This is a genomic window from Bacillus sp. FSL K6-3154, assembly GCF_040869395.1.
GTDB lineage: Bacteria > Bacillota > Bacilli > Bacillales > Bacillaceae > Bacillus > Bacillus safensis.
This window is the reverse complement of record NZ_CP152033.1, coordinates 658,720-682,610: the sequence shown is the minus strand read 5'-3', so window position 1 is coordinate 682,610 and position 23,891 is coordinate 658,720. Positions and strand designations below refer to the sequence as shown.

The window sequence follows — 23,891 nt, the reverse complement described above, 5'->3', positions numbered from 1 at the left end:
TAAGTTGGGGGTGGAGAGATTTGTCAGTACCAGAGCGTCCTTTTGCACTGATGACAAAGGTGTATAAAGATATTTTTCCGCTTGTTCATCAGGAGCTGAAAAAGTGGCGGGCTCATGCAGAAATGATTGAAAATGAAGAACTGAGAACGCAGGCACTAGCGAGCATATCGAGTAAAACGTTTCACTGTGAAGGCGGAGGCATTTTATCTCTTCTAGCAGGCGATGAGAAAGAAACGTGCATTGAATTCATTGTGGCGTATCAAACCATCAGTGACTACTTAGATAACCTATGTGACCGCAGCACGTCGCTTGATCCTAAGGATTTTCATATGCTGCATCAAGCGATGAGAGATGCGCTTGATATTCATGCTGAGCTCAAGCCATACTATCAATTCCGTGATGATCAAGAGGATCATGGATATTTACATGCGCTTGTCCGCACATGTCAAGACGTGCTTACGCGCGTTCGGCATTATCCGATCATTCAGCCATATTTACACACGCTGTGTGATTACTATAGTGACCTGCAAGTACATAAGCACGTCGTTCCTCATGAGCGTGTACCACGGCTAGAGTCATGGTTTCGCCAATATGAAAAAGATTTGCCGAAGATGGAATGGTATGAGTTTTCAGCTTGTGCGGGATCAACGTTAGGAATATTCTGTCTTGTGGCGTATGCGCTGCAGCCTGATTTTACAGAAAAGCAGGCGAAACAAATTTACGAAAGCTATTTCCCTTATATTCAAGGTCTGCACATTTTACTCGATTATTTAATAGACCAAGAAGAGGACCGGCTTGGGGGAGATCTGAACTTTTGCTCATACTATGATTCTCATCATGAGATGATGGATAGACTTCAGCATTTTATCGAAAAAGCGGATGAGCAGCTGAAAGGCATTCCGCATGAAAACTTTCACAAATTGATTAACAGAGGATTACTGGCGGTCTATTTGTCCGATGAAAAAGTGACAGCCCAAAAAGAGATGAACAAGCTGGCAAAGCGGCTGATCAAATCAAGCGGGAAAACATCGTTCTTTTTCTATATTAACGGAAGAGCCTATCGGACCTATCAGAAAATGCCTTGGATGAAATCATCATAAAAAAGCTCAAATCCATTAGGATTTGAGCTTCAGCGTGTAGACAAACCCTCGCATTCGGTGTCAGGTCTGCGCGCCGGTACTCACGAATGTCAAATTCGCTCCGTTCCGGTGCTTGCCCGTTCCTAGACTGCAAAGGTTTTCTATCACGCTGAAAAGAAGAAAAAAAGCTAAAATGCACATCATTTTAGCTTTTTTTCAATGGCGACCACAAACGGCGGGTCGTTTTGAATATTCATGTATTGATATGATAAAACTTGTACCTCTTCATGAGGCAGTGATCTGCAATAGTCGAGAAGCACTTCTTTTTCTCTTTTTCCTTCGGGATGTCCGTGGTAGATCACAAGGACGATCAGACCTCCGGGTTTGAGCCATTCGAGGAGCTGCTTGATGGCTTCAATGGTTGTATGAGCCTGAGTGGTGACGGCTTTATCGCCTCCGGGCAGATACCCAAGGTTAAACACTGCACCGGCTATTTGTCCATAAGCATCCTTCGGAAGATGATCCGCCAGTTTTTCATGCCCATCATGGATGAGGTGAACGTAAGGATAGTGACCGCCAAGCCTTTTGCTTGTCTGCTGCAAGGCTTCCTCTTGCACGTCGAATGCAAACACTTGTCCATCAGTTCCTACAAGGTCAGCTAAATAGAGTGTATCGTGGCCGTTGCCCATTGTTGCATCTATAACGATGTCGCCTTTTTGACAAGCGCGTTCTAACAGCTCTTTACTAAAAGGAAGCATGCGTTTCAAAATCATTTGGCTGCTTCTTCCAATCTGACGAAACGTTTCCCTTGGTAGCTGTTACGTCTTTCGAGTTCAGCATTAATGGCATTGAGTACTTCCCACTTGTTTACACTCCACATTGGACCAACCATTAATTCAATTGGGCCGTCACCTGTAATACGGTGAATAATCATTTCTGGCGGCAGAACCTCCAGCTGATCACAAACAAGCTGAACATATTCCTCCTGGCTTAAAAACTCAAGCTTTCCTTTTTCATATTGCTTGACCATTGGAGTCCCTTTTAAAAGGTGAAGCAAATGAATTTTAATTCCCTGCACATCTAAATCCGCAACAGCTTTTGCTGTTTCCATCATCATGTCCCGGTTTTCAAGAGGCAATCCATTGATGATATGTGAGCAGACACGAATTCCGTGTTTTCTCAGTTTTTCTACACCTTCAACGTAGCATTCATAATCATGAGCACGGTTGATGAGCATAGCTGTCCGTTCGTGTACTGTTTGAAGACCAAGCTCTACCCATAGGTAAGTGCGTTCGTTTAATTCGGCTAAATACTCCACTACGTCATCCGGCAGACAGTCAGGTCTTGTTGCAATGGATAGACCTACGACACCATCCAGATTCATAACGGTTTCATATTTTTCTTTTAGGACAGGAAGCGGTGCATGTGTGTTTGTATACGCCTGGAAATACGCCATGTATTTTCCGTCTTTCCATTTTGTATGCATCCGGTCTTTGATTTCGTTAAATTGAGTGATGAGATCATCAGCCCGGTTTCCTGCAAAATCACCAGATCCAGCGGCACTGCAAAATGTACAGCCGCCGTGGGCTACAGTACCATCACGGTTTGGGCAGTCAAAGCCGCCGTCTAAGGCTACTTTAAATACTTTATGACCAAAGTGTTCACGCAAATGGTAGTTCCACGTGTGATAACGTTTTTCGCTGTTTGAATATAAAAAAGGGTTATGCTGATCCAAGTCAGTAACCTCCTTGCATAATAATAGGCATCCTTAAAGTTTAACAAAAATCACGAAGGAGGACAATTGAATCTGTCCAACATTTTCTTTAGTGAAAAAGCTTTACATGGGCAAAATAGGCGGGAGCGATGATGAAATGGAGGGAATGTAAGATGGCAACAAGGCAGTCGATCGATGAATTTATCCAAAAAAGTACGGAAACCCTTGAGTTTGCAAATGAACAATTTGATTTGAGCTCACGTCAGGAACATTATAATGAGGAAGAGTTTTCAAAAGCACAGCTCATGCTTGAGAATACGGTCAACGAATTAGAAAAATTAAAAGATGTCGCCAATGACCAGCAAAGAGAACGGTTAGACAGGGCGCGTGTTCAAATTCAGAGCTTGCAAAACCAAATGATTTTAGGGATTTCCTACGATAATGAATGATGAACAGATCCTTCTTTTAAGGGTCTGTTTTTTATTTTTTTTAATAAGTGATTGACTTTTATACTGGGTGTCTATATTGTATTAAGTGTACTACATCAACTAATACACTACAGACACTTAAAAAGTGAAGAAAGGTGTTCAACCATGAAAAAAGAAAAAAAACCAATCAATTTAAAGTGGATGGTGCTGGCTGTTGCGTTAGCATGTACATTTTTTTTCGTTCTTGTTTTCATTGGTTTTGAAGTTCAAAAAGATTTGATACCCAGTTCAGTTCCTTTAATGCAAGGACATGATCAAGCGATAGGACTGCAAAAGCATGAATGAGGAAAGAGGGAGTCATCATGATTCAAATAGATCCAAGAAGCGCTGCGCCAATATATGAACAAATCATTGAGCAGCTCAAAATTTTATGTTTAAAAGGCGTGATGAAGCCAGGTGACAAACTGCCCTCTGTCAGAGAGCTCGCCACCATTATTATTGCCAACCCAAACACCGTCAGCAAAGCGTATAAAGAGCTTGAGCGGGAAGGGATTATTGAAACTCTGCGGGGCCGCGGTACGTATGTAACAGAAGGTGCTCAGTTAAAGCTGAATGAAGGGAAGGTGCTCGAGATGAAAGAACAGTTAAGACAACTCATCATAGAAGCTCATTATGCTGGTATTGATATTCATCAGCTCAAGGAATGGCTGGAAGAGATCGGCTCAAGTCTAAAAGGAGGAAAACAAGTTGATTGAGGTCAGAAATGTATCGAAGAAATTAAATGGACGCGAAGTACTCAGCGACGTTTCCTTCAAAATAGGCGAAGGTGAGATCTTCGGTCTGCTTGGCCGGAATGGCTCTGGGAAAACAACACTTCTCAGATTGATTCAGCAAATTCTTCTTCCGGATGAAGGAGAGATTTATTTTAAAGATGTGCTGGTGAAAGACCACCCTTTAGTAAAGCAAAATATTGTATTCATGCCAGTCGTGAATCCTTACTTTGATAGATACAATTACGGACAGCTTGTCCAGCTGTTAAAGCATTTATATCCAAAGTTTGACGTGACCTATGCCAATGAGCTTGTGAACCGCTATGAAATTCCGGAAAAAGTGAAGTATCGTGAGTTGTCTACAGGGTTAAAGAAACAGCTGTCATTAATTTTAAGCTTTGCCATCAAACCAGCGGTCATTTTATTAGATGAGCCGACTGATGGTATTGATGCCGTCACAAGAAATGACGTTCTTCAGCTGATGATTGACGAGGTGGCAGAACGACAAACAACGATTTTAATTACATCTCACCGCTTAGAGGACATTGAGCGCATGTGTAATCGAATTGGATTTTTAGAAGGAAATGAACTCACAAGTGTCATGGATTTAGATGAATTAAAGAATGACTATGTCAAAATCCAAATGGCCTTTGAAGAAGATATGAACTTAAGTATTCGAAAAAATGGCGTGGCGATTTTGGATCAAGCGGGTGTTTTCTATACAGCGCTTGTTCTAAAAACCGACGAAGAAGCTAAAGAGTACTTGAAGTCACTGAAGCCAAAAGTATGGCATGAACTGCCTGTGAATTTAGAAGAAGTGTTCATTGCGAAGTTTGGAGGGAAACGCAGATGGTAAAGCGGCAATTATTATATAAGGAGTGGAAGCAATCTGAGCTGACATTCATTTTAGTGATGCTTGTTGCGGTCTTTGCGACGCCATTATCCCTCTTAATGGATTACTCAACCTTTCAAGATTGTTTGAAAAATCCAGACTGTATACTGGATTCAACAACATTCACTTATCTGTTTAAGAAGGATGCATTTCTCTCACTATCATGGTTAATGGGAATATTTTTTGCTGTGATTCAGCTAGGATTTGAGAGAAATAAAGGGCAGATGGACTTTACATTATCCTTGCCATTTAGCAGAAGTGCTATCTTTCATACCAAGTTTTTCTTAGGTGCTGGCATCATCGCAGGCGTTCATGTTGTCTCATACCTTATCATTTATTTACTCAAATTAGGTCTTCATCCAATAGAAACACCTGAGTTCAACAGTCGTTATTTTTATGCACTGTTGTCAGCTTTGATGATCTACAGTTTATTTTTTGCAGCAGGTACATTAACAGGAAGTGCTATATCCCAAGCAATCGTTGGATTCAGTACGTCCATTCTACCATTTTTGTTAATTGGACTTCCGATCGTTCATTTAGATTTTATCTTTAGAACAAGTGAGAGGTGGATAGATACGAGCCTCAATTATTTGATATCGCCTATTTCACCAATTACTTATATTACAAATGACATTTTTCAACAAGAATATCAGCATTGGTTTAATGGTGAAGCATTCATCATTCCACTTGTCATGATGGTCATATTTTACTTGATTGGTTTGTTTAGCTTTATAAAACATCCAATTGAAAGAAATGGCCGCTTCTTCCTTTACTCAAGTATGGATAGACCTATTCAGATTATGGTCATCGTCTTCGGTGTTCTAGGGTTTGGATGGTTTGGTTTTTCTTCAGATAATTCCATATTTGGTTATATCGTTGGCATGCTCATCGGTGGAGTCGTAGGCGCCTTAACGAGTTATTTCTTAATCTATAGAAAAAGATAAACAGAGAGCAGGGGAGTAGAGATGATTCAGATTCAAGCATTAGATCATGTATTTAAAATTGGTAAAAAGGGCAGGGAAAATGAAATTCCTGTGCTGAAAGGGATTGACCTGTCCATCAAAAGAGGCGATATTGCTTGTATTGTTGGACGAAGTGGTTCGGGGAAATCGACTTTATTGAACTTAATATCAGGCTATATTACGCCAACGAGCGGAAAAATTGTCATTGATGGCACCGATGTGACCGGCTTTAATGAAAAAGAATGGGCAGACTTTCGCTTAGATCACTTTGGCTTTATCTTTCAAAGCTTTCAGTTGATCGGGAGCTTAACAACGTATGAGAATGTTGAACTTCCGCTTACTTTAAAAGGGGTGAAGCCGTCTGAACGAAAAGTGAAAGTAAAAGAAATGCTGAAACGAGTAGGACTCGAACATCATGCAGGACATTACCCAAATGAGCTGTCAGGCGGACAGCAGCAGCGTGTGAGTATTGCAAGAGCCTTGATTTTAAATCCATCTATTATTTTAGCGGATGAACCAACTGGGAGTCTGGATTCAGAAACTGAAGGAGAAATTTTAGCCTTTATCCAGCAGCTCAATCGCGAAAAAGGGATTACATTTGTCATCATTACACATGACGATGAAGTCGCTTCAATCGCAGACACAACGTTCCAGCTTCACGACGGTGTATTAAAGAAAGGGGAACAATCCATTGAAATTTAGAGATCAGGTCAAATTCATTAGAAGAAATATGAAGAAAAATAGATTGCGTGTGTTTATGACCATTCTTGCGACGACAATGGCATGCTCTTTCTTAATCGTTCTAGCGTCTGTCGGTTTTGGTTTGCAAAAATCAGCTCAAGATGAAATTATGAAACAGCAAATCATCACTGAAATTAAAGTGTTAGGAAAAGAAAAAGGAGACGTTAAGATTGATGATTTAAAGAAATATGATCATGTGAAATCTGTCGTCTCAAGAACGGCGATCAATCCATCGGTTAACGTCGAGCTCGATAACCGTTCAAGTGAAACGCAGGCTGCTTTGACTGATATGAAAGAAGAAAAAGAAGCAGGACTTGAGCTAGACCGAGGAAAAGTCCCAACATCAGCGAACGAAATTGTGGTTGGGTATCATATGGCGCAGCAACTGTGGACAAAAAAAGAACGCGAAGCCTATGAAAAAGAATTAAACCAGACGTCAAATGGGGAAGAAACACCGAAGGAGCCAAAAGGCTACACGAAGGATATTTTAAATAAAGTGATTCAAATCAAAGTGCCAAAACTAAATGAAGAAGGGGAAGTCGTTAAAGAAAAAACATTTGATTTCCGTGTAGTAGGTGTTTTGAAAAAGCCGAATTTGGAGTGGCAGGAGGATCATAAAATTCTGATTCCGAATGCTTATGAAAAAGAATTTGGTCAAATACTCGACCTGTCTCCTGAAGCTGGAAATGTCGAAAAAATGACTTCTGTTTATGCAGATAAATTCGACAATGTCGGTACGCTCACGAATAAACTGACAGATGAGGGCTATCAAGTCATCTCTGTAACGAACCAGCTTGAAGGAATGGATATGTTCTTTACGGTCTTCAAAATTGGACTCATTTTTGTCGGATGTATTGCAGTCATTATTTCTGCCATCGGAATTTTCAATACGATGACTATGGCGGTAACAGAGCGAACACAAGAGATTGGTATTATGAAAGCCATTGGTGCGAATCCATCCATTATCAAGCGGATGTTCCTAATGGAAAGTGCTTATATTGGAGTCATCGGATCAATCATCGGTATTATCATCTCATATTTGATTAGTTTCGCCGTTAATTTAATCATCCCAGCCATTTTGTCGTCCATGTCTGAGGGAGGATCAAGCGATCAATTCTCGATTACTTTTTCCTATATTCCACTCAGCCTTGTCATTACAGCGACAGTGATCAGCGCAGGGGTAGCGATCATTTCAGGGCTTAACCCGGCACGTAAGGCAACAAAAACGAATGTATTAGCAGCTTTAAGAAGAGAAATCTAAAAAAGAACCTCCTGTAAACCCGATTGGGCGCTCAGGAGGTTCTTTTTTATCTTAATTAAACATTGCTATTGCTTAGGTGCCCTGTATCCGGCACGCTCTGCTTCTTCTACTGAGCAGAACATTTTGGTTACATTCTTTGTTCTAGAGTAGTATCTGCTGCTTGGTGTGTGGTAAATACCGTTGACACTCCCTTTAATGTTACAGGCAGCCGATTCTTTTTTTGTTTCCTTTTGTGATTCATGACCGCCTGTGCTTTTTCCTTCATCTTTAGGTGCGGAGCGCTGGACGGTGGAAGACTTCGTATCGCTGCTGCTATTCTTGATTTCTTGTTTGAGTGTTTCATTGCTGGAGGTGAGCTTGTCTATTTTCTCTTCAAGCGATTGAATGGTCTTCTCTTGCTGTTTGACCGTTTCTTTTTCTGAGGTGATGGTTTCTAGCTTCTTTTCCAGCTTTTCTTTTTCCTTCTCCGCATCTTCTAAAGAGGAGGTAAGCGACTCTTTATCAGCTTTTAAGCGCGAAATGTCAGATGAGAGTTCTTTTTGATCCTTTAACAGCTGTTCGGAAGATGGATCGGCTTGTGCCTTTGGCGCATTTCCAGCAGTAAGCGGTAATGACATAATGGAAAAGAAGAGACCAATGATCAAAAAAGGATAAAAAAGTTTCTTTGAAAAAATCAGCTCGTTTTTGCGTTTGAGTAAGAAGAAATTGACAGCATACCCGATGGCAAAACAAACACATAAAAGACCTAATATGAGTAAAAACATATCTAACAGCCCCCCTAAATTGCTATTTACACCTATCATACCTCATTTTTCCATTTTGGGGAGCGGTTCAATTAAAAAAACCCTGTTTACACAGGGTTTTCCAGCGTGTAGACAAACCCTCGCATTGGTTGTCAGGTCTGCGCTCCGGTGCTCACGAATGTCGAATTCGCTCCGCTCCGGTGCTCGCCCTTCCTAGACTGCAAAGGTTTTCTATCACGCTGAATAGAAGACAAAGAGCTAAAATAAAGATCATTTTAGCCCTTTGTCAACAATCTGAAAAACCCTGTTTACACAGGGTTTTCAGCTAATGGTAATCCTTTTATGGCTTCTTTTACTGTCAAATAAGTGATTGTATTCTGGAAATCTGTATCGAGGTCTTTCATTTTCAGCGCAAGCTGCGGCTTAATCCCAGTGATGATCAGTTCGGTTCCAGTTAGATTGAGAAGATGATGCAGTTTGAAAATACGTGCTGCGACGGAATCATCGACCTCGATTAAACCAGAAAGGTCGACAATTAAATAATCATCCTTTGAATCATCTAATATACAGGTTAACTTAGCGACAATGGCATCAAAGCGTTCTTCAGATAATTTTCCGATAAGCGGAAGAGCAGATACACCATTTTTGATTGGGACGATTGGCGTCGAAAGAGAGGTGACTTCCTGTAAGGAATCTTCTAGGAGCTGTTCATATTCTTTCTGTTTCGTAATATCCTTTTGAAAACCAATGAAAAATGTTTTGTCATCTTGTTCAATGTATAGAGGATCTATATTGAGTTCATTCCAAAAAAAAGTGCCGTCTTTTTTATAATTTTTTAGCTGTGTGGTAATAGGTATTTTGTTTTGAATTCCATGACGAATTAAAGCAAGCTGCTTTTGATCCGTGTCTTTTCCTTGAAGGAATCGACAATTACGACCAAGAATCTCATCTGGTTTGTATCCAGTCATTTGTGTAAAGCCGTGATTCACATAAACGATAGGGTTATCCTCTAAGGAAGGGTCTGTAATGACAACACCGATCCGCGCATGATCCAGCGCTTTTTTGATGAGTTCAAGCTGTTTTTGCAAGCCGAAAATGTTCGAGCTGACCATATTACCCTCCTTTGCTGCTATAAGACATATCAAATGGTTGTCTTTTCAACCAAATGAATCCTTTTAAACGTAACATAACATATGTTCTGTTTCAACGATTGCAAACGCTTTGTTAAATTTGTCATCATAGTTTGTCCTCCATTAGAATAGAGTAAGTAAGGAGACTTTTCATTAGAAAAAGAAGGAATCAATTACTCATCATTCATAATATGACAAAAATAGTTAATATGGATTAGGTGAAAATGATTCCAATGCATCAAGATTGTTTTTAGGTCATTCACATATAATGGAAGAAACAAGCTTTTTTTCTTCGTTAGAGAGAATAGACCTTTTACATGGATTATGACGGAACAGCAGAATGGCATTACAGGGGGCTGGACAGCCTGAAGTCGCTTTACTATTCTAAGGGCTTTAGGAAGGTGATGAAAATGCTGCAACAAGTCATTATTGCTTGCGCCATTGGAGGGGTCATGGGCATTCTCGGTCACGTAAAGAAAAAAGGCAGGCTAGAGAAGCCCAGAATGACAAAAAAGTTTATTTACTTAGGGTTTATTGAAGATTGGCTCGTTGGGATGATTGCCGCTACACTGCTTGTCTTATCCTCAAATCCCGAATCTAGTCTGCACTTGATCATCTTATCCATTATTTCAGGTTACGGAGGAGAAGCAGTTCTGCGAAGCTTCGATTTTGTGAGAGAAGAACGTTCACAGGATGCAGGCTCCAACCGTCATAACCGATCTCCACACGAATAATATCCTCTACTTTACCCTAGTCTAGGGTACATTCCCATTGTATACAAACCTGCTTGCACTTATGATCATAATTCTATAAAATACTACTTAGATGACGGTTACGATAAGAACAGTGAAGAGGAGTAGTAGGAAAGCAGTATTTGTCTTTAGAGAATTGACGGCTGGTGAAAGTCAATCAAATCTGCTTCTGAACTCGCCTCAGAGTTGCAGTTGCGTTAAAGCTTCTGTCGCATGTCTGCGTTAAAGATATTAAGTGAGCGTACGAACAGCATGTTACGCTAACAAGGGTGGTACCGCGGGAACCAAAAAATCTCTCGTCCCTTTCCAGGGATGAGGGTTTTTTGTTGATTTTAGAAAAATCTGAATTCTTGCAGTGGTCATCTAAGCAGATAAAGCCGTACATATTAAAGGAGGTTTTCACATTGAGTTTTCAGCATCGGGAAATTGAAAAGAAGTGGCAGGATTATTGGCTGACACATAAAACATTCGCCACATCTGACTCGGAAGATAAACCGAAGTTTTATGCACTTGATATGTTTCCATATCCATCAGGAGCAGGGCTTCATGTCGGGCACCCTGAGGGCTATACAGCAACGGATATTCTATCACGCATGAAACGTATGCAGGGATATGATGTTCTTCATCCAATGGGGTGGGACGCATTTGGGCTCCCGGCAGAACAGTATGCACTTGATACAGGAAATGACCCGGCGGCCTTTACAGAAGAGAACATCAATAACTTCCGCCGCCAAATTCAATCACTAGGATTCTCGTATGATTGGGATCGAGAAATCAACACGACAGATCCGAATTACTACAAATGGACACAATGGATTTTCTTAAAATTGTACGAAAAAGGATTGGCCTATATCGATGAAGTACCAGTGAACTGGTGCCCAGCGCTTGGCACAGTGCTTGCAAATGAAGAAGTCATTGATGGAAAAAGTGAACGCGGAGGCCATCCTGTTGAAAGACGTCCTATGAAGCAGTGGATGCTAAAGATTACAGCATATGCGGACAGGCTGTTAGAAGATTTAGAGGACATTGATTGGCCTGAAAGCATCAAAGATATGCAGCGTAACTGGATCGGACGCTCTGAAGGAGCGCACGTTCATTTTGAAGTAGAAGGACATGACGAACAGTTTACGGTTTTCACAACGCGTCCTGATACACTATTTGGCGCAACATATGCAGTGCTTGCACCAGAGCATGCACTTGTTGAAAAAATTACATCAGATGCTCAAAAAGAAGCTGTTAAAGCGTATATCAAAGAGATTCAATCAAAGAGTGACTTAGAGCGGACAGATCTTGCTAAAACGAAAACAGGTATTTTCACAGGCGCGTATGCCATCAATCCTTTAAATGGTGAAAAGATGCCGATCTGGATTGCCGATTACGTGCTGGCGACTTATGGAACTGGAGCCATTATGGCGGTTCCTGCCCATGATGAACGTGACTATGAATTCGCCAAAACCTTTGATCTTCCAATTAAAGAAGTTGTAGAAGGCGGAGACATTGAAAAAGAAGCCTACACAGGTGATGGAAAGCACATTAACTCTGATTTCCTAAATGGCTTAGGAAAAGAAGAAGCGATTGAAAAAGCGATTGCATGGCTTGAAGAACATCAAAAAGGTGAAAAGAAAGTCACATATCGTTTAAGAGACTGGCTGTTCAGCCGTCAGCGCTACTGGGGTGAGCCGATTCCAATCATTCATTGGGAGGACGGAACATCTTCAGCTGTTTCAGAAGAAGAGCTTCCACTGATCTTGCCTAAGACGACAGAGATTAAGCCAAGTGGTACAGGTGAATCACCATTAGCCAATATTAAAGACTGGGTTGAGGTTGTAGATCCTGTTACAGGTAAAAAAGGCCGCCGCGAAACGAATACAATGCCGCAATGGGCAGGCAGCTGCTGGTATTTCTTACGTTATATTGATCCTCATAACACAGAAGAGCTTGCCTCTCCTGAAAAGCTGAAGAAATGGCTTCCAGTTGATGTGTATATCGGCGGAGCAGAACACGCTGTACTGCATCTTCTATATGCACGCTTCTGGCATAAGTTCTTGTATGATATCGGTGTTGTTCCAACAAAAGAACCTTTCATGAAATTGTTCAACCAAGGTATGATTCTTGGGGAAAACAATGAAAAAATGAGTAAGTCAAAAGGAAATGTGGTCAACCCAGATGATATCGTAGAATCTCATGGTGCGGATACATTACGACTTTATGAAATGTTCATGGGACCTTTAGATGCATCAATTGCTTGGTCTGAAACAGGACTTGATGGCGCTCGTCGTTTCCTTGATCGTGTATGGCGTCTCTTTACAAATGAAGATGGTTCACTCAGTGATAAAGTGACAGAGCAATCTGGCGGCGCATTAGAACGCAGCTATCATGAAACAGTTATGAAGGTAACGGATCATTATGAAGGCTTGCGTTTCAATACAGGAATTTCACAATTAATGGTGTTTATCAACGATGCCTATAAGGCGGATACACTGCCGAAAGAATATGCAGAAGGCTTTGTAAAGCTTCTTTCTCCAATTGCACCGCATTTAGCAGAAGAGCTTTGGAATAAACTTGGTCATGAAGGATCTATTTCTTATGAAGCATGGCCTCAATATGATGAGTCAAAGCTTGTCGACGATGAAGTAGAAATTGTTGTACAGCTTAACGGTAAAGTAAAAGCAAAATTAACCGTTCCTGCTGATGCAACAAGGGAGCAGTTAGAAGAGCTTGCGAAAAATGATGCACGTGTAAAAGAACAGCTTGAAGGGAAAACCATTCGTAAAGTGATTGCAGTTCCTGGGAAGCTTGTCAATATTGTTGCGAACTAATGATGACACCCATCGGTATGAACCGGTGGGTGTTCTTTATTTCCCGGGACATAATTTTGTCGAAAACAAGGTGATTCCCGCATCGGTCTCGTATTTTAACAGGTGATCAAGAAAATGAGGAGTGACGTCAATGGAAAAGGAAAGCAAACGTGAACAACTGCTCAGTCTGTTAGGAGAAATGCCAGAACGTCATCGCGTGGAGTCTTATACGTTAAAAATGGAAGAACGTGAATCATATGTGGTTGAAACTCTCATTCTCTCTATGAATGGTGTAGAGGAAGTCCCTGCTTATTTCGTGAAACCGAAGGATACGGTGAAAAAAAGACCCGTTGTGCTGTTCCAGCATTCACATGGCGGGAATTACGTGAATGGGAAGGAAGAGCTGTTAAAAGGTGCTCATTATTTGCAAACGCCTTCATATGCAAAAGAGTTTACGTCTAAAGGATATAGTGTACTGGCCATTGATCATGCAGGGTTTGGTGAGAGAAGAGGAAGAACAGAAAGTGAAATTTTTAAGGAAATGCTTTTAACAGGAAAAGTGATGTGGGGCATGATGCTGTATGAAAGTATGTGTGCGATTGATTATTTGCTGTCTCGATCTGATGTGCTGGCGGACAGGTTAGCTGTCTTTGGGATGTCAATGGGCGGTCTTCTTTCCTGGTGGACGGCTGCACTTGATGAGAGGGTCAGTGTGTGTATTGATCTTTGTGCACAGGTGGACCATCATACATTAATTGAAACGAACAATTTGGACAGACATGGCTTTTATTACTATGTACCGAGCTTGGCGAAGCATTTTACAGCAGCGGACATTCAAGAAATGATTTTTCCAAGACCGCATTTAAGCTTAGTTGGAAAGCTTGATCAGCTCACGCCTGCTGAAGGCGTTGGAAGGATTCAAAAGGTATTGAGTCAAACCTATGAAGCTGCTTCATTGAAAGAACGTTATCAGCTTACCTGTCTTCATGCAGGTCATTTTGAAACAGCCGCTATGCGTCACGAGGCGACACGATTTTTGAAAAAGTGGCTGTAATCAAGAAACGCTTGGACATACTACGTCAAAAGAAAGGAGGAGACAGATGAAAAAAATCACCATCATTGGCGGATGCGGTGTGATTGGACGTCTTTTAACAAAAGCGCTCTCTGCTGAGTACAGCGTCACGATTATTGATCTAACAAGCTGTGTAGAAGGAGTCATTTTAGCCGATGCAGCGAATGAACAGAATGTATATGAGGCAATTCCGCGGGATACAGATGTCATCTTGCATCTTCTAAACATGGACATGACGCATGATGTGATGGATCATGAAGAATTTGCAAAAATGACTGATATTTTTTGGAGGAGTACCTATTATATGTTTCGTTCAGCTGCGCGGCATGGCATACGAAAAGTCATTTTTGCAAGCAGCAACCATGTGACGGATCGTTATGAAGAGGATGGACGCTCCTTACTTGGACGGCAGATTACAACTGACGATGTGCCTGCGACTAAAAATGTCTATGGCATATTAAAGTTTGCTTCCGAACAGCTGGGACGTTTGTTCCACGATCAATCGGGAATGTCTGTCATCAATTTAAGAATTGGAACAGTTGTAACAGATGAGATGAAGGCATTGCACAAAAAGCAAAGAACTAAAAGAACTCTGCTGTCACATGAGGATCTTACAGGTATGATAAAGGCAGCGGTTGAATCGGATATTCCCTTTGGGACCTATTATGCTGTATCAGAAAATGAAGAAAAGCCGTGGTCTACTGAGAAAACGAAACTGGAGTTAGGCTATGAACCAGATGTCAATACGACGGAAATCCTCGAAGAAAATGATCGAGCATAAGGCATAATCATGTCATGAGCTAATGATCTTATTCTTTTGTTTCATGAGCATAAAAGCACGGCTGACATGATCTATCCAGTTGGTCTGTCAAAATGATTATAGACGCTTTCTTCCCCCGTTTGTTACATTTTAATCACGATATCGTCACAGGCTGCAGCTTACTTTCAGATGAAATGATAACGCTTTCAAAGAAAGGGCGTGATGAACATAGATCGTTCTATTAAAGGCCGATTGTTCAATTTATTTAATTACTCTTTTCTACTCATGTTCGCATTAATATGTGTGCTTCCGTTCATCCATGTCATTGCCGCCTCTTTTGCAACAGTAGAAGAGGTCATCACGAAGAAGTTTATTTTGTTCCCGACGACGTTTTCTCTAGAGGCATATCGATATATTTTTTCTACAGATATTGTGTATCGCAGCCTCATTGTGTCCATTCTTGTGACGCTCGTTGGAACAGCTGTCAGCATGTTTTTGTCCTCGCTTATGGCATACGGGCTGTCTCGTCAGGAGCTAAAAGGCCGGAGAACACTGATGTTTCTCGTTGTTTTCACGATGCTGTTTAGCGGAGGTATGATTCCGACGTTTATTGTGGTGAAAACACTTGGTCTGCTTGATACCTATTGGTCACTTATTCTCCCGGTTGCAATCAATGCGTTCAACTTAATCATTTTGAAAAACTTCTTTCAAAACATACCGGCAAGCCTTGAGGAATCAGCGAAGATGGACGGCTGTAACGATTTAGGGATTTTCTTTAAAATTGTGCTCCCACTTTCTTTGCCAGCCATTGCTACTATTTCACTTTTTTATGCCGTGACGTATTGGAATACGTATATGACTGCCATTCTGTATTTAAATGATTCAGTGAAGTGGCCGATTCAAGTACTGCTGAGACAGATTGTCATTGTCTCAAGCGGAATGCAGGGAGATATGTCGGATATGGGCTCATCCACCCCACCGCCAGACCAGACGATTAAAATGGCTGTGATTGTTGTGGCAACCATTCCGGTTCTGCTTGTCTATCCATTTATTCAAAAGCATTTCAACAAAGGGGCATTACTAGGTTCTGTAAAGGGTTAAAAAGATGGAACAACGGAGGGATCTTATGGGGAGAAAGAAATTATGGCTGATTGCGTTTGTTCTGTTATTTGCAGCAAGCGGTCTTCTGTCAGCATGTTCAAGTAAAGGGGCAAACTCATCAGATGAGAAGGTTGATTTAGACAAAAAGGTAAAGCTGACATGGATGGCGATTTTATATCATCAGCAGCCGCCGAAGGATTCCGTTTTAAAAGAGATTGAAAAACTCACAAATACAGAGCTTGATATTACATGGGTGCCTGATGCTGTAAAGGAAGATCGTTTAAATTCCGCTCTTGCAGCAGGGAATTTGCCGCAAATTGTGACGATTCAAGACATTAAAAATTCGTCTGCGATTAATGCGTTCAGATCAGGGATGTTTTGGGAAGTCGGTCCGTATTTGAAGGATTATCCAAATTTAAGTAAGATGAACGAACTGATTAATAAAAACGCTTCTATAGACGGCAAGCTTTATGGCATCTATAGAGAAAGACCACTTTCAAGACAAGGGATTGTCATTCGAAAGGATTGGCTTGAAAATTTAAATTTGGATACACCAAAAACATTGGATGATCTGTATGAAGTAGCCAAAGCCTTTACGGAAAAAGACCCGAATCAAAACGGAAAAGCCGATACAATTGGCTTTACGGATCGGAACGATTTAATTTATGGCGCATTTAAAACGCTTGGTTCATATGAAGGAATGCCGACAGACTGGAAAGAAGAAAACGGGAAATTCACGCCGGACTTTATGACAGATGAGTACATGAATACAATGAAATACATGAAAAAGCTGCGCGACAATGGCTATATCAACAAAGACTTCCCAGTGACAAGCAAAACACAGCAGCAGGAATTATTTTCACAAGGAAAAGCAGGTATCTATGTTGGAAATATGGTAGATGCCGTGAACCTGAGAGATGATGCGACAGATAAAAACATGAAAGTTGATATTATCAACCGAATCAAAGGCCCAGATGGCAAAGAACGTGTGTGGGCATCAGGGGGGCATAATGGCATCTTCGCATTCCCTAAAACAAGCGTGAAATCAGAGGCGGAATTAAAGCGGATTTTGGCTTTCTTTGACCGTATTGCCGAAGAAGATGTATATGGTCTCATGACGTACGGTATAGATGGCAAGCATTATAAGAAAGAAGAAGGAAATACATTTGTCAGGGAAGAAAGCCAAGTGAAAGGCTGGCAGACAGATGTACAGCCGCTTGTCAGTCTTGTAGGAATTGATAAACGTTACTTAAAAAATAAAGGGGATGCAGTTCGTTCTAAATATGAAGAGCTAGAAGAAGACAATCAAAACATCATCGTTGCCAATCCTGCTGAAAGCCTGTATTCAGAAACAGCATCAGAGCGTGGAAACGAATTGAAGAAAATCATCGATGATGCGACGTATAAGTTCATTCTTGGTGACATCAGTGAAGATCAATTTCAGAAAGATGTAGAGAAGTGGAAATCCAATGGTGGGAATAAAATCATAGAAGAATATGAAGCTTCCTTTAAAAAATCAAAATGATCAAAAAGAACACCCCCGCAAAGCAAAAAGGCGGGGGTGTTTTGATTAAAAGTCGAAGTTATCTGGATCTGGACCGATACGTTTGTTTTCATTTAAGTCAGAAAGACGTTTCATATCTTCATCAGATAAGACAAAATCAAATATATCAGCGTTTTCCTTTAAACGATGTGCTTTCGTTGATTTTGGAATGGTGATGACACCTTTTTGTACATCCCAGCGCAAAATAATTTGAGCAGGTGTTTTACCGTATGTGTCTGCGAGCTCTGTGATCAGCGGGTGATGCAGCAGTTCACCCTGCATCAGCGGTGACCAAGCTTCCATTTGAATGCCATGAGAGTTCAAATACGTATAGAGTGTTTCCTGCGTTAGTTTTGGATGAAATTCTACTTGGTTGATCGCTGGTTTGATGTCTGCATCTTTTAATAGCTCGTCTAGGTGATGCGGCTGGAAGTTGCTCACTCCGATGGCTCTGACCTTTCCTTCACGATACAAGGTTTCCAGTGCACGCCAAGCTTCTTTGTATTTTCCTTCAACCGGCCAATGGATTAAATACAGATCAAGGTAGTCAAGCTGAAGCTTTTTTAAGCTTTCTTCGTATGCATTTAGAGTAGATTCATATCCTAAATCGGCATTCCACACTTTTGAGGTGACAAAGATGTCCTCACGGCGCAGTCCTGTTTCTGCTAAACCAAGCTGTATGCCTCGTCCAACACCTTCTTCATTTCCGTAAATAGCCGCTGTATCAATACTGCGATAGCCTAATTGAATGGCTGTTTTGACAGCATCAACTAATTCAGCTCCATCTTCCACCTTGAATACACCAAGGCCAAAGCCTGGCATGAGGACCCCATTGTTTAATGTTTTTGTACTTTGTAAATGTTCCATCATAAAAACTCCTTTAAATGGTTTGTGTTTGTTCTTTTTGTTCCATTTGATAACTGATCATCGTAAGAATGGCTGCGATGAGGACCATGATGCCGCCGACCCATCCTGTATGCACAAGGCCAAGTGTATCTGTCACGATGCCTCCTAAAAATGAGCCAATGGCAATACCGGCATTAAAGGCAGCGATATTCATAGCAGATGCGACGTCAACCGCTCCAGGTGTGTATCTTTCTGCAAAATCAACGACGGCTACTTGCAGCCCAGGCACATTCATGAAAGCAAACAGCCCCATCAGCATGACGGTTCCAATGCCTAATACTGTGAATCCTGCAGTGAAGCTAAGAATAAACAAGATGATGCTTTGGATAATAAACATATAGATCAGTGCTTTCATTGGCTGTTCATTAGCAGCTTTTCCGCCAATGACATTTCCGGCTGCGATCGTGATTCCGTATAAAAGCAGGATCAAGGCCACAGCCCCAGGCGCAAGCCCTGTCACATGCTGCAAGAGAGGAGATAAATACGTGAAGACGACAAAGGTTCCTCCATACCCTGTGGCTGTAATGACAAATAAAAGCAAAATTCTTTTTGTTTTTAATAGGACAGCTTGATCTTTAAAAGATGTTTTCACACCCTGCTTTAATTGAGACGGCACAAGAAAATAGTTGGATATCAGTGCGATTAGACCAATGATCACAATCACACCAAATGATGTCCGCCAGCCGAGCTCATGACCAAGAAATGTTCCGAATGGCACACCTGTCACAGTCGCTACTGTTAAACCAGTGAACATAAAGGCAATCGCGCTTGCCCGTTTTTCTTTCACGACAAGGCTTGCAGCAATCGTAGAACCGATGGACATGAAGATTCCATGGGATAAAGCTGAAATCACCCGGCCGATTAACAGCACTGAAAAAGTCGGGGCAATGGTGGCAAGTGTATTACCAATCAAAAAGACGAGCATAATGAGCAAAAGCAATGTCTTTCTTTTCATCGTGGAAGTAAGAGAAGTCAATATAGGCGCGCCAAATGTCACACCAAGTGCATATAAAGAGACAGTCCAGCCCGCCTGACTGACGCTCACTCCAAAGTCCTCTGAGATCATTGGCAAAAGACCGACACTAATGAACTCAGTTGTTCCTATAGCAAAAGCACTAATCGCTAGTGCGAGAAGAGCAAAATGGTTTTGCTTTTTCTTCATAAGTAAGTTCACATCCTTCTGTGATGACATTTTGATAGACGAAGCCGATCGGCAAGAGTTATTATCTAACATAGATGACGAAAAAAAAAGTACGTACTTTTTTGTAATATAGGTACTAAAAAGTGCCTGTTCGTACAAAGAGGAGTGAACATTCGATGGAAAAGAAAAAATATAATATCTCTGTGGAAGCAACGCTTGAGGTCATAGGCGGGAAGTGGAAGTGTGTGATTTTATGTCATTTGACACACGGGAAAAAACGGACGAGCGAATTGAAGCGGCTCATGCCAAACATCACACAAAAAATGCTGACGCAGCAGCTGAGAGAGCTTGAAAGTGACGGGGTCATTAATCGGATTGTCTATGAACAGGTGCCGCCTAAAGTGGAATATGAATTAAGTGAATACGGACAGTCGCTCGAAAGAATCCTCAATGCGCTATGCGATTGGGGAGCAGCTCATATTGAACGTGTGTATGGAGAGCCGCTTTCCGTGCTGGAAGACAGCATCTTAAATGAACAGTTTAAATAAAAGAGTCCCGCTTTCTTGTGAGAGCGGGACTCTTTGTCTTACGAGCCTTTTTTCTGGTCGCGGTATTTCCCAGGAGTTGTACCTTCCAGCTTTTTGAAGGACCGGATGAAATTTTGCGGGTTTTTATATTTCAGTTTTTCCGAAATTTCTTTGACGGACATATCGGTTTCTACAAGCCAATTTTTAGCGACATGGTGTCTGTAGGAAGAGAGATATTCACTAAAGGAGATATCCATTTCCTTTCTGAAAATACTGCTTAAATAATTTGGATTGTAATGCAGGCGTGTGGCGATTTCATCCAATGTGAGATCTGAGTCGAATTCTTGATGAATAATATGAATGATTTTTTCTGAGATGTTTTTGTATTGTGAGTCTTCACGTGCAGCAAGCTGGTCAATAATTGGCCGAATGATTTCATGTTTCAGCCATGCTTCCGTATCTTCAAAGGTTTTAAATTCAAAAATCGTATCATAGAGCATTTTGTTATCTTCGACCTCAAATAATTCAATGCCCAGCAAATGCATCAGCTCGATTAAATTGTTTAAAAAACGAGCGAGGGCGATATGGTATTCGTGCGGTCCTGCATTTTTAGAGAAAATGGATTGCAGGAGTACATGTAAATAGTGATCCGCTTTGCCTTGATCGCCAGCTTTCATCGCATCAAATAAATCATGCTGCAACTGCTTTGGAAAATGGGTTTTGAACGTCTTTCCTTGCTGAATATGCTCATATAAGATAATGGACTTTTTCTCTGCTTTAAGTCTGTATTTTAAGGCTTCCTTTCCTTCAATGTAAGCATGTTTTGCCATCGTGAGTTCTTTAAACTGGCGGCTGATCCCAATGCTGATCGATAAACCAAGCTCTTCTTCTATACGCTGCTGAATGCTTTCTGCTAATTGATTTAAATATTCAGTAAACTCTTCATCTGACTTTGAGTGGTTGAGGATAATCGTTGTTTGATGCTGATTGACAACGGTTGGCTGAAGGTGCTCCTCTTGCGGAATAATCTGCTCGATCAGTCCATTGATCGCAAATAAAAGCAAGTCAGCATCTTTTTTTTCATAAGGTGTTCCTTTTAATGTATCGATTTGGGTCACAAGCATGGACAAATGAGACCAGCCCTGAGGAAAGCCTAAGCTTTGGAACCGGTTGTTAACTTCTTCATCTGTCAGCTTTCCAAGCAGCAGCCGTACCATAAAGTATTGCTGTAAGTGTGTCACTTGCTGCTCAATCCGTTCCTCTAAATCATTGTTTTGATCTTTCATTTGTTTAATACTCGATTCAATCAACTCAAATTCATTTTGAAAAGGCTGTTTTTGCAAAAATGATTCATTGCGTGCAAATGACTCGTATAATAAGCGGATTGGTTTATAAAAGTGTCTAGAACCGAACCATGAAAATAGTAATGAAAGCGCTAACAAAATAGTGCAGATAATAAAGGTAATCCACCCAATTGATTTCGTTTGCTGCTTAAGTTCTGGAATTGAAACAAAGGATAGGTACGTCCATTCATTATAATCTGATTTTTGAAATGTGATTTGATAGTTGAGTTCGTCGACCTTCATATCAAATTGGCCTGATCGTTTTTCAAGTGAGAGCACATGCTTGACGATATCTTGATGTTTCAGCGATTCACCAATTTGTTCTTTGCGATTATGTAGCAGCACTTTTCCGTTTGTATCGATCACAAACATACTATCCGATTGAGAGAAGTCAGGCATGTTATCAGCAATGACGCAGCTTGGAATGCTGGCGACAGCGATTCCCTTTTTTTGAACGCTGTTCATAGGCAGTTGTTTGATTAAATTCACATTGTACTTACAAAAGGATGCTTTTCCTTCTTTTGTCGCAACAAGTGGATTATTCTCTTCAAGTGCCCAGCTGGAGTGACTTGGTATATTGAGGTAAGAGGTCAGCGCTTTTTCTTGGTCTTCGCTTGTGACATGATAAAGCCCCGAATTGTTCATGTACCAGTCTTCCATTTTACTGACGAGTGTAATATTGGAAAGATCGGTGTCAAAGGTTTGCAGGTAGTTCAGTTCCTGCTGTACTTGATTATAAAGCTGGAATTGGTCTGGATTTAAAGGTTCTGCCAGTGTTTGAAGGAGAGGCGGCGAACTGACATAGTGAGTGAGAGAATGATCAACAGTTTTTAAAATATGCTCAATATTGGATTGCGTTTGTTTAACGCTGTCGAGCTTTTCATTTGAGATATTTTCAAGTGCTGTTTTTTGTGAATGCTGATAAGAAAAAATGCCGACAATGATAACAGGAATCGTACTAAGTATGAAAAAAAACGTCACTAGCTTGTAATAAAATTTGTACTGCCTTCTTTTCATAAAACCCCCCATTTCAAACAAAACAATCTTTTCCCCTTAATTTATTAATCCAAAAATCTGGTAGGTTTGTCAATAATCATTTTCTGAGATTAGGATCATTTTCTTATGTTTTATGTAACGTTTTGAGTAGCATCACCTATGAAAATATGATCTGTTGATATGATTGTAGACGGATTTTTCATCCTTAAGATACAGTTAACACATGCATTAGCATGAGGGGAGGCTTTATCAATGAAAACAGAGGATGTCACTGCCAAGGGTGTGCCTGCGGCAGCTTTGAAAAGCGAAAAAAGAAAGCGCTTACTTAATCAATTGCTTAGTCAAAAGTTTTTGTATTTAATGATTTTGCCGGGGCTCATTTATTTTATTGTTTTTAAATATGTGCCAATGTGGGGGCTCATCATTGCCTTTCAAGATTACCAGCCGTTTCTCGGCATTCTTGGCAGTGAGTGGGTTGGATTCAAACACTTTATTCGATTGTTTACAGAACCAACATTTTTCATCTTATTAAAAAATACACTGATTTTATTTGCCATGAATGTCGTGATTTTCTTTCCAATTCCGATCTTATTAGCCCTTCTTTTAAATGAAGTGAGATTGGCATTGTTTAAGAAATTTGTACAGACGATGATTTATATCCCTCACTTCATGTCATGGGTGATTGTCGTGTCCTTATCTTTTGTTTTGTTAACAGTAGATGGCGGGTTAATGAATGAATTGATTGCTTTCTTTGGAGGAGAAAAGATTAACTTCCTTCTTAGTCAGGAATGGTTTAGACCGATGTACATTTTACAGGTAATCTGGCGGGAAGCAGGATGGTCAACAATCATTTACCTTGCGGCGATTACAGCGGTAGATCCGCAGCTATATGAAGCAGCAAAAATGGATGGGGCCGGGAGACTGAGACAAATGTGGCACATCACACTTCCTGCCATTAAAAGTGTTATTGTGGTTCTGCTTATTTTAAAAATCGGTGATACGCTTGAGCTTGGCTTTGAGCATGTCTATCTATTACTGAACGCAACGAACCGGGAAGTAGCAGAGATTTTTGATACGTACGTTTATACAGCAGGTCTTAAGCAAGGACAATTCAGCTATAGTACTGCTGTTGGTTTATTTAAAGCAGCCGTTGGACTTATTTTGGTCATGCTGGCAAACCGTTTAGCGAAGAAATTCGGGGAAGAAGGTATTTATTAAAAAAGGAGATGAGG

The 23,891-nt window shown here is 40.9% G+C and carries 23 protein-coding genes and 1 other annotated feature; of the genes, 16 read left to right on the top strand and 7 right to left on the bottom strand.

Annotation, left to right across the window (positions count from 1 at the left end):
* Nucleotides 1-20: 20 nt before the first annotated feature.
* Nucleotides 21-1,100 (top strand): tetraprenyl-beta-curcumene synthase family protein, encoded by a 1,080-nt coding sequence (locus tag MHH61_RS03645; RefSeq protein ID WP_025092387.1) that lies wholly within the window; start codon nucleotides 21-23, stop codon nucleotides 1,098-1,100.
* 179 nt (nucleotides 1,101-1,279) lie between these two features.
* Here MHH61_RS03645 and MHH61_RS03640 read toward each other — a convergent pair whose 3' ends face one another.
* Both MHH61_RS03640 and MHH61_RS03635 read right to left on the bottom strand, forming a co-directional pair.
* Nucleotides 1,280-1,852 carry a class I SAM-dependent methyltransferase gene (locus MHH61_RS03640; RefSeq protein WP_125587185.1) on the bottom strand — a complete coding sequence of 191 codons (573 nt, stop codon included), beginning with the start codon at nucleotides 1,850-1,852 and terminating at the stop codon, nucleotides 1,280-1,282.
* Nucleotides 1,849-2,814 (bottom strand): TIGR01212 family radical SAM protein, encoded by a 966-nt coding sequence (locus tag MHH61_RS03635; RefSeq protein WP_368004463.1) that lies wholly within the window; start codon nucleotides 2,812-2,814, stop codon nucleotides 1,849-1,851. Before MHH61_RS03635 ends, MHH61_RS03640 begins: the two co-directional genes overlap by 4 nt.
* 152 nt (nucleotides 2,815-2,966) lie before the next feature.
* Here MHH61_RS03635 and MHH61_RS03630 point away from each other — a divergent pair, with 152 nt between their 5' ends.
* The 7 genes from MHH61_RS03630 to MHH61_RS03600 all read left to right on the top strand — a co-directional run bounded on the left by MHH61_RS03630 (nucleotide 2,967) and on the right by MHH61_RS03600 (nucleotide 7,847).
* On the top strand, nucleotides 2,967-3,242 hold the full coding sequence (locus MHH61_RS03630) for a YtzC family protein (protein ID WP_024424902.1): 276 nt from the start codon (nucleotides 2,967-2,969) through the stop codon (nucleotides 3,240-3,242).
* A 144-nt stretch (nucleotides 3,243-3,386) separates the two neighbouring features.
* The gene (locus MHH61_RS03625; protein ID WP_125587184.1) at nucleotides 3,387-3,566 is read left to right on the top strand and encodes a hypothetical protein; all 180 of its coding nucleotides are present in this window, start codon (nucleotides 3,387-3,389) and stop codon (nucleotides 3,564-3,566) included.
* A gap of 17 nt (nucleotides 3,567-3,583) precedes the next feature.
* Nucleotides 3,584-3,976 (top strand): GntR family transcriptional regulator, encoded by a 393-nt coding sequence (locus MHH61_RS03620; RefSeq protein ID WP_019743690.1) that lies wholly within the window; start codon nucleotides 3,584-3,586, stop codon nucleotides 3,974-3,976.
* Complete coding sequence (locus MHH61_RS03615; RefSeq protein ID WP_125587183.1) at nucleotides 3,969-4,847, top strand: ATP-binding cassette domain-containing protein; 879 nt, start codon at nucleotides 3,969-3,971, stop codon at nucleotides 4,845-4,847. Before MHH61_RS03620 ends, MHH61_RS03615 begins: the two co-directional genes overlap by 8 nt.
* On the top strand, nucleotides 4,841-5,827 hold the full coding sequence (locus MHH61_RS03610; RefSeq protein WP_025092389.1) for an ABC transporter permease subunit: 987 nt from the start codon (nucleotides 4,841-4,843) through the stop codon (nucleotides 5,825-5,827). Before MHH61_RS03615 ends, MHH61_RS03610 begins: the two co-directional genes overlap by 7 nt.
* Nucleotides 5,828-5,848: 21 nt before the next feature.
* On the top strand, nucleotides 5,849-6,547 hold the full coding sequence (locus MHH61_RS03605; protein ID WP_044332340.1) for an ABC transporter ATP-binding protein: 699 nt from the start codon (nucleotides 5,849-5,851) through the stop codon (nucleotides 6,545-6,547).
* Entirely contained in the window at nucleotides 6,537-7,847 is a 1,311-nt protein-coding gene (locus tag MHH61_RS03600) for an ABC transporter permease (RefSeq protein ID WP_024424896.1), read from the top strand. Before MHH61_RS03605 ends, MHH61_RS03600 begins: the two co-directional genes overlap by 11 nt.
* A gap of 65 nt (nucleotides 7,848-7,912) precedes the next feature.
* Here MHH61_RS03600 and MHH61_RS03595 read toward each other — a convergent pair whose 3' ends face one another.
* Together MHH61_RS03595 and MHH61_RS03590 are read right to left on the bottom strand one after the other, a co-directional pair.
* Complete coding sequence (locus MHH61_RS03595) at nucleotides 7,913-8,611, bottom strand: hypothetical protein (protein ID WP_024426209.1); 699 nt, start codon at nucleotides 8,609-8,611, stop codon at nucleotides 7,913-7,915.
* Between the two features lie 287 nt (nucleotides 8,612-8,898).
* Nucleotides 8,899-9,702, bottom strand: coding sequence for a PAS domain-containing protein (locus tag MHH61_RS03590; protein ID WP_125587182.1), 804 nt, complete (start codon nucleotides 9,700-9,702; stop codon nucleotides 8,899-8,901).
* Nucleotides 9,703-10,124: 422 nt separating this feature from the next.
* Between MHH61_RS03590 and MHH61_RS03585 the strand changes: the two genes are divergently transcribed.
* From MHH61_RS03585 to MHH61_RS03560, 6 genes are all read left to right on the top strand, one after another.
* Nucleotides 10,125-10,454, top strand: coding sequence for a DUF4257 domain-containing protein (locus MHH61_RS03585; RefSeq protein ID WP_008343006.1), 330 nt, complete (start codon nucleotides 10,125-10,127; stop codon nucleotides 10,452-10,454).
* A 103-nt stretch (nucleotides 10,455-10,557) separates the two neighbouring features.
* Nucleotides 10,558-10,779: a binding site (T-box leader), on the top strand.
* Between the two features lie 97 nt (nucleotides 10,780-10,876).
* The gene (leuS, locus tag MHH61_RS03580) at nucleotides 10,877-13,291 is read left to right on the top strand and encodes a leucine--tRNA ligase (RefSeq protein ID WP_024424893.1); all 2,415 of its coding nucleotides are present in this window, start codon (nucleotides 10,877-10,879) and stop codon (nucleotides 13,289-13,291) included.
* Nucleotides 13,292-13,421: 130 nt separating this feature from the next.
* Nucleotides 13,422-14,324: a dienelactone hydrolase family protein gene (locus MHH61_RS03575; protein WP_125587181.1), complete on the top strand. Its 903-nt coding sequence runs from the start codon at nucleotides 13,422-13,424 to the stop codon at nucleotides 14,322-14,324.
* 46 nt (nucleotides 14,325-14,370) lie between these two features.
* Nucleotides 14,371-15,123 (top strand): NAD(P)-dependent oxidoreductase, encoded by a 753-nt coding sequence (locus MHH61_RS03570; RefSeq protein ID WP_025092391.1) that lies wholly within the window; start codon nucleotides 14,371-14,373, stop codon nucleotides 15,121-15,123.
* 219 nt (nucleotides 15,124-15,342) lie between these two features.
* On the top strand, nucleotides 15,343-16,203 hold the full coding sequence (locus MHH61_RS03565; RefSeq protein WP_087976618.1) for a carbohydrate ABC transporter permease: 861 nt from the start codon (nucleotides 15,343-15,345) through the stop codon (nucleotides 16,201-16,203).
* Nucleotides 16,204-16,228: 25 nt separating this feature from the next.
* Nucleotides 16,229-17,728: an extracellular solute-binding protein gene (locus MHH61_RS03560; protein ID WP_024426205.1), complete on the top strand. Its 1,500-nt coding sequence runs from the start codon at nucleotides 16,229-16,231 to the stop codon at nucleotides 17,726-17,728.
* Nucleotides 17,729-17,773: 45 nt separating this feature from the next.
* Here the strand turns inward: MHH61_RS03560 and MHH61_RS03555 are convergent, their stop codons facing one another.
* Together MHH61_RS03555 and MHH61_RS03550 are read right to left on the bottom strand one after the other, a co-directional pair.
* On the bottom strand, nucleotides 17,774-18,616 hold the full coding sequence (locus tag MHH61_RS03555; RefSeq protein WP_024426204.1) for an aldo/keto reductase: 843 nt from the start codon (nucleotides 18,614-18,616) through the stop codon (nucleotides 17,774-17,776).
* A gap of 10 nt (nucleotides 18,617-18,626) precedes the next feature.
* The gene (locus MHH61_RS03550) at nucleotides 18,627-19,814 is read right to left on the bottom strand and encodes an MFS transporter (RefSeq protein ID WP_024426203.1); all 1,188 of its coding nucleotides are present in this window, start codon (nucleotides 19,812-19,814) and stop codon (nucleotides 18,627-18,629) included.
* A gap of 155 nt (nucleotides 19,815-19,969) precedes the next feature.
* On the opposite strand from MHH61_RS03550, the gene MHH61_RS03545 reads away from it, so the two are divergent.
* Nucleotides 19,970-20,341 (top strand): helix-turn-helix domain-containing protein, encoded by a 372-nt coding sequence (locus MHH61_RS03545; RefSeq protein ID WP_003217763.1) that lies wholly within the window; start codon nucleotides 19,970-19,972, stop codon nucleotides 20,339-20,341.
* 38 nt (nucleotides 20,342-20,379) lie between these two features.
* On the opposite strand, the gene MHH61_RS03540 is transcribed toward MHH61_RS03545, so the two are convergent.
* The gene (locus tag MHH61_RS03540; protein WP_125587180.1) at nucleotides 20,380-22,680 is read right to left on the bottom strand and encodes a helix-turn-helix domain-containing protein; all 2,301 of its coding nucleotides are present in this window, start codon (nucleotides 22,678-22,680) and stop codon (nucleotides 20,380-20,382) included.
* A gap of 231 nt (nucleotides 22,681-22,911) precedes the next feature.
* Between MHH61_RS03540 and MHH61_RS03535 the strand changes: the two genes are divergently transcribed.
* The gene (locus MHH61_RS03535) at nucleotides 22,912-23,877 is read left to right on the top strand and encodes a sugar ABC transporter permease (protein ID WP_024424886.1); all 966 of its coding nucleotides are present in this window, start codon (nucleotides 22,912-22,914) and stop codon (nucleotides 23,875-23,877) included.
* Nucleotides 23,878-23,891 lie beyond the last annotated feature (14 nt).

Excerpts from the sequence above, each read along its gene's own strand:
- MHH61_RS03640 (WP_125587185.1), bottom strand. The coding sequence starts at position 1,852 with ATGATTTTGAAACGCATGCTTCCTTTTAGTAAAGAGCTGTTAGAACGC.
- MHH61_RS03630 (WP_024424902.1), top strand. The coding sequence starts at position 2,967 with ATGGCAACAAGGCAGTCGATCGATGAATTTATCCAAAAAAGTACGGAA.
- MHH61_RS03625 (WP_125587184.1), top strand. The coding sequence starts at position 3,387 with ATGAAAAAAGAAAAAAAACCAATCAATTTAAAGTGGATGGTGCTGGCT.
- MHH61_RS03620 (WP_019743690.1), top strand. The coding sequence starts at position 3,584 with ATGATTCAAATAGATCCAAGAAGCGCTGCGCCAATATATGAACAAATC.
- MHH61_RS03610 (WP_025092389.1), top strand. The coding sequence starts at position 4,841 with ATGGTAAAGCGGCAATTATTATATAAGGAGTGGAAGCAATCTGAGCTG.
- MHH61_RS03605 (WP_044332340.1), top strand. The coding sequence starts at position 5,849 with ATGATTCAGATTCAAGCATTAGATCATGTATTTAAAATTGGTAAAAAG.
- MHH61_RS03595 (WP_024426209.1), bottom strand. The coding sequence starts at position 8,611 with ATGTTTTTACTCATATTAGGTCTTTTATGTGTTTGTTTTGCCATCGGG.
- MHH61_RS03590 (WP_125587182.1), bottom strand. The coding sequence starts at position 9,702 with ATGGTCAGCTCGAACATTTTCGGCTTGCAAAAACAGCTTGAACTCATC.
- MHH61_RS03585 (WP_008343006.1), top strand. The coding sequence starts at position 10,125 with ATGAAAATGCTGCAACAAGTCATTATTGCTTGCGCCATTGGAGGGGTC.
- MHH61_RS03575 (WP_125587181.1), top strand. The coding sequence starts at position 13,422 with ATGGAAAAGGAAAGCAAACGTGAACAACTGCTCAGTCTGTTAGGAGAA.
- MHH61_RS03570 (WP_025092391.1), top strand. The coding sequence starts at position 14,371 with ATGAAAAAAATCACCATCATTGGCGGATGCGGTGTGATTGGACGTCTT.
- MHH61_RS03560 (WP_024426205.1), top strand. The coding sequence starts at position 16,229 with ATGGGGAGAAAGAAATTATGGCTGATTGCGTTTGTTCTGTTATTTGCA.
- MHH61_RS03555 (WP_024426204.1), bottom strand. The coding sequence starts at position 18,616 with ATGATGGAACATTTACAAAGTACAAAAACATTAAACAATGGGGTCCTC.
- MHH61_RS03550 (WP_024426203.1), bottom strand. The coding sequence starts at position 19,814 with ATGAAGAAAAAGCAAAACCATTTTGCTCTTCTCGCACTAGCGATTAGT.
- MHH61_RS03545 (WP_003217763.1), top strand. The coding sequence starts at position 19,970 with ATGGAAAAGAAAAAATATAATATCTCTGTGGAAGCAACGCTTGAGGTC.
- MHH61_RS03540 (WP_125587180.1), bottom strand. The coding sequence starts at position 22,680 with ATGAAAAGAAGGCAGTACAAATTTTATTACAAGCTAGTGACGTTTTTT.
- MHH61_RS03535 (WP_024424886.1), top strand. The coding sequence starts at position 22,912 with ATGAAAACAGAGGATGTCACTGCCAAGGGTGTGCCTGCGGCAGCTTTG.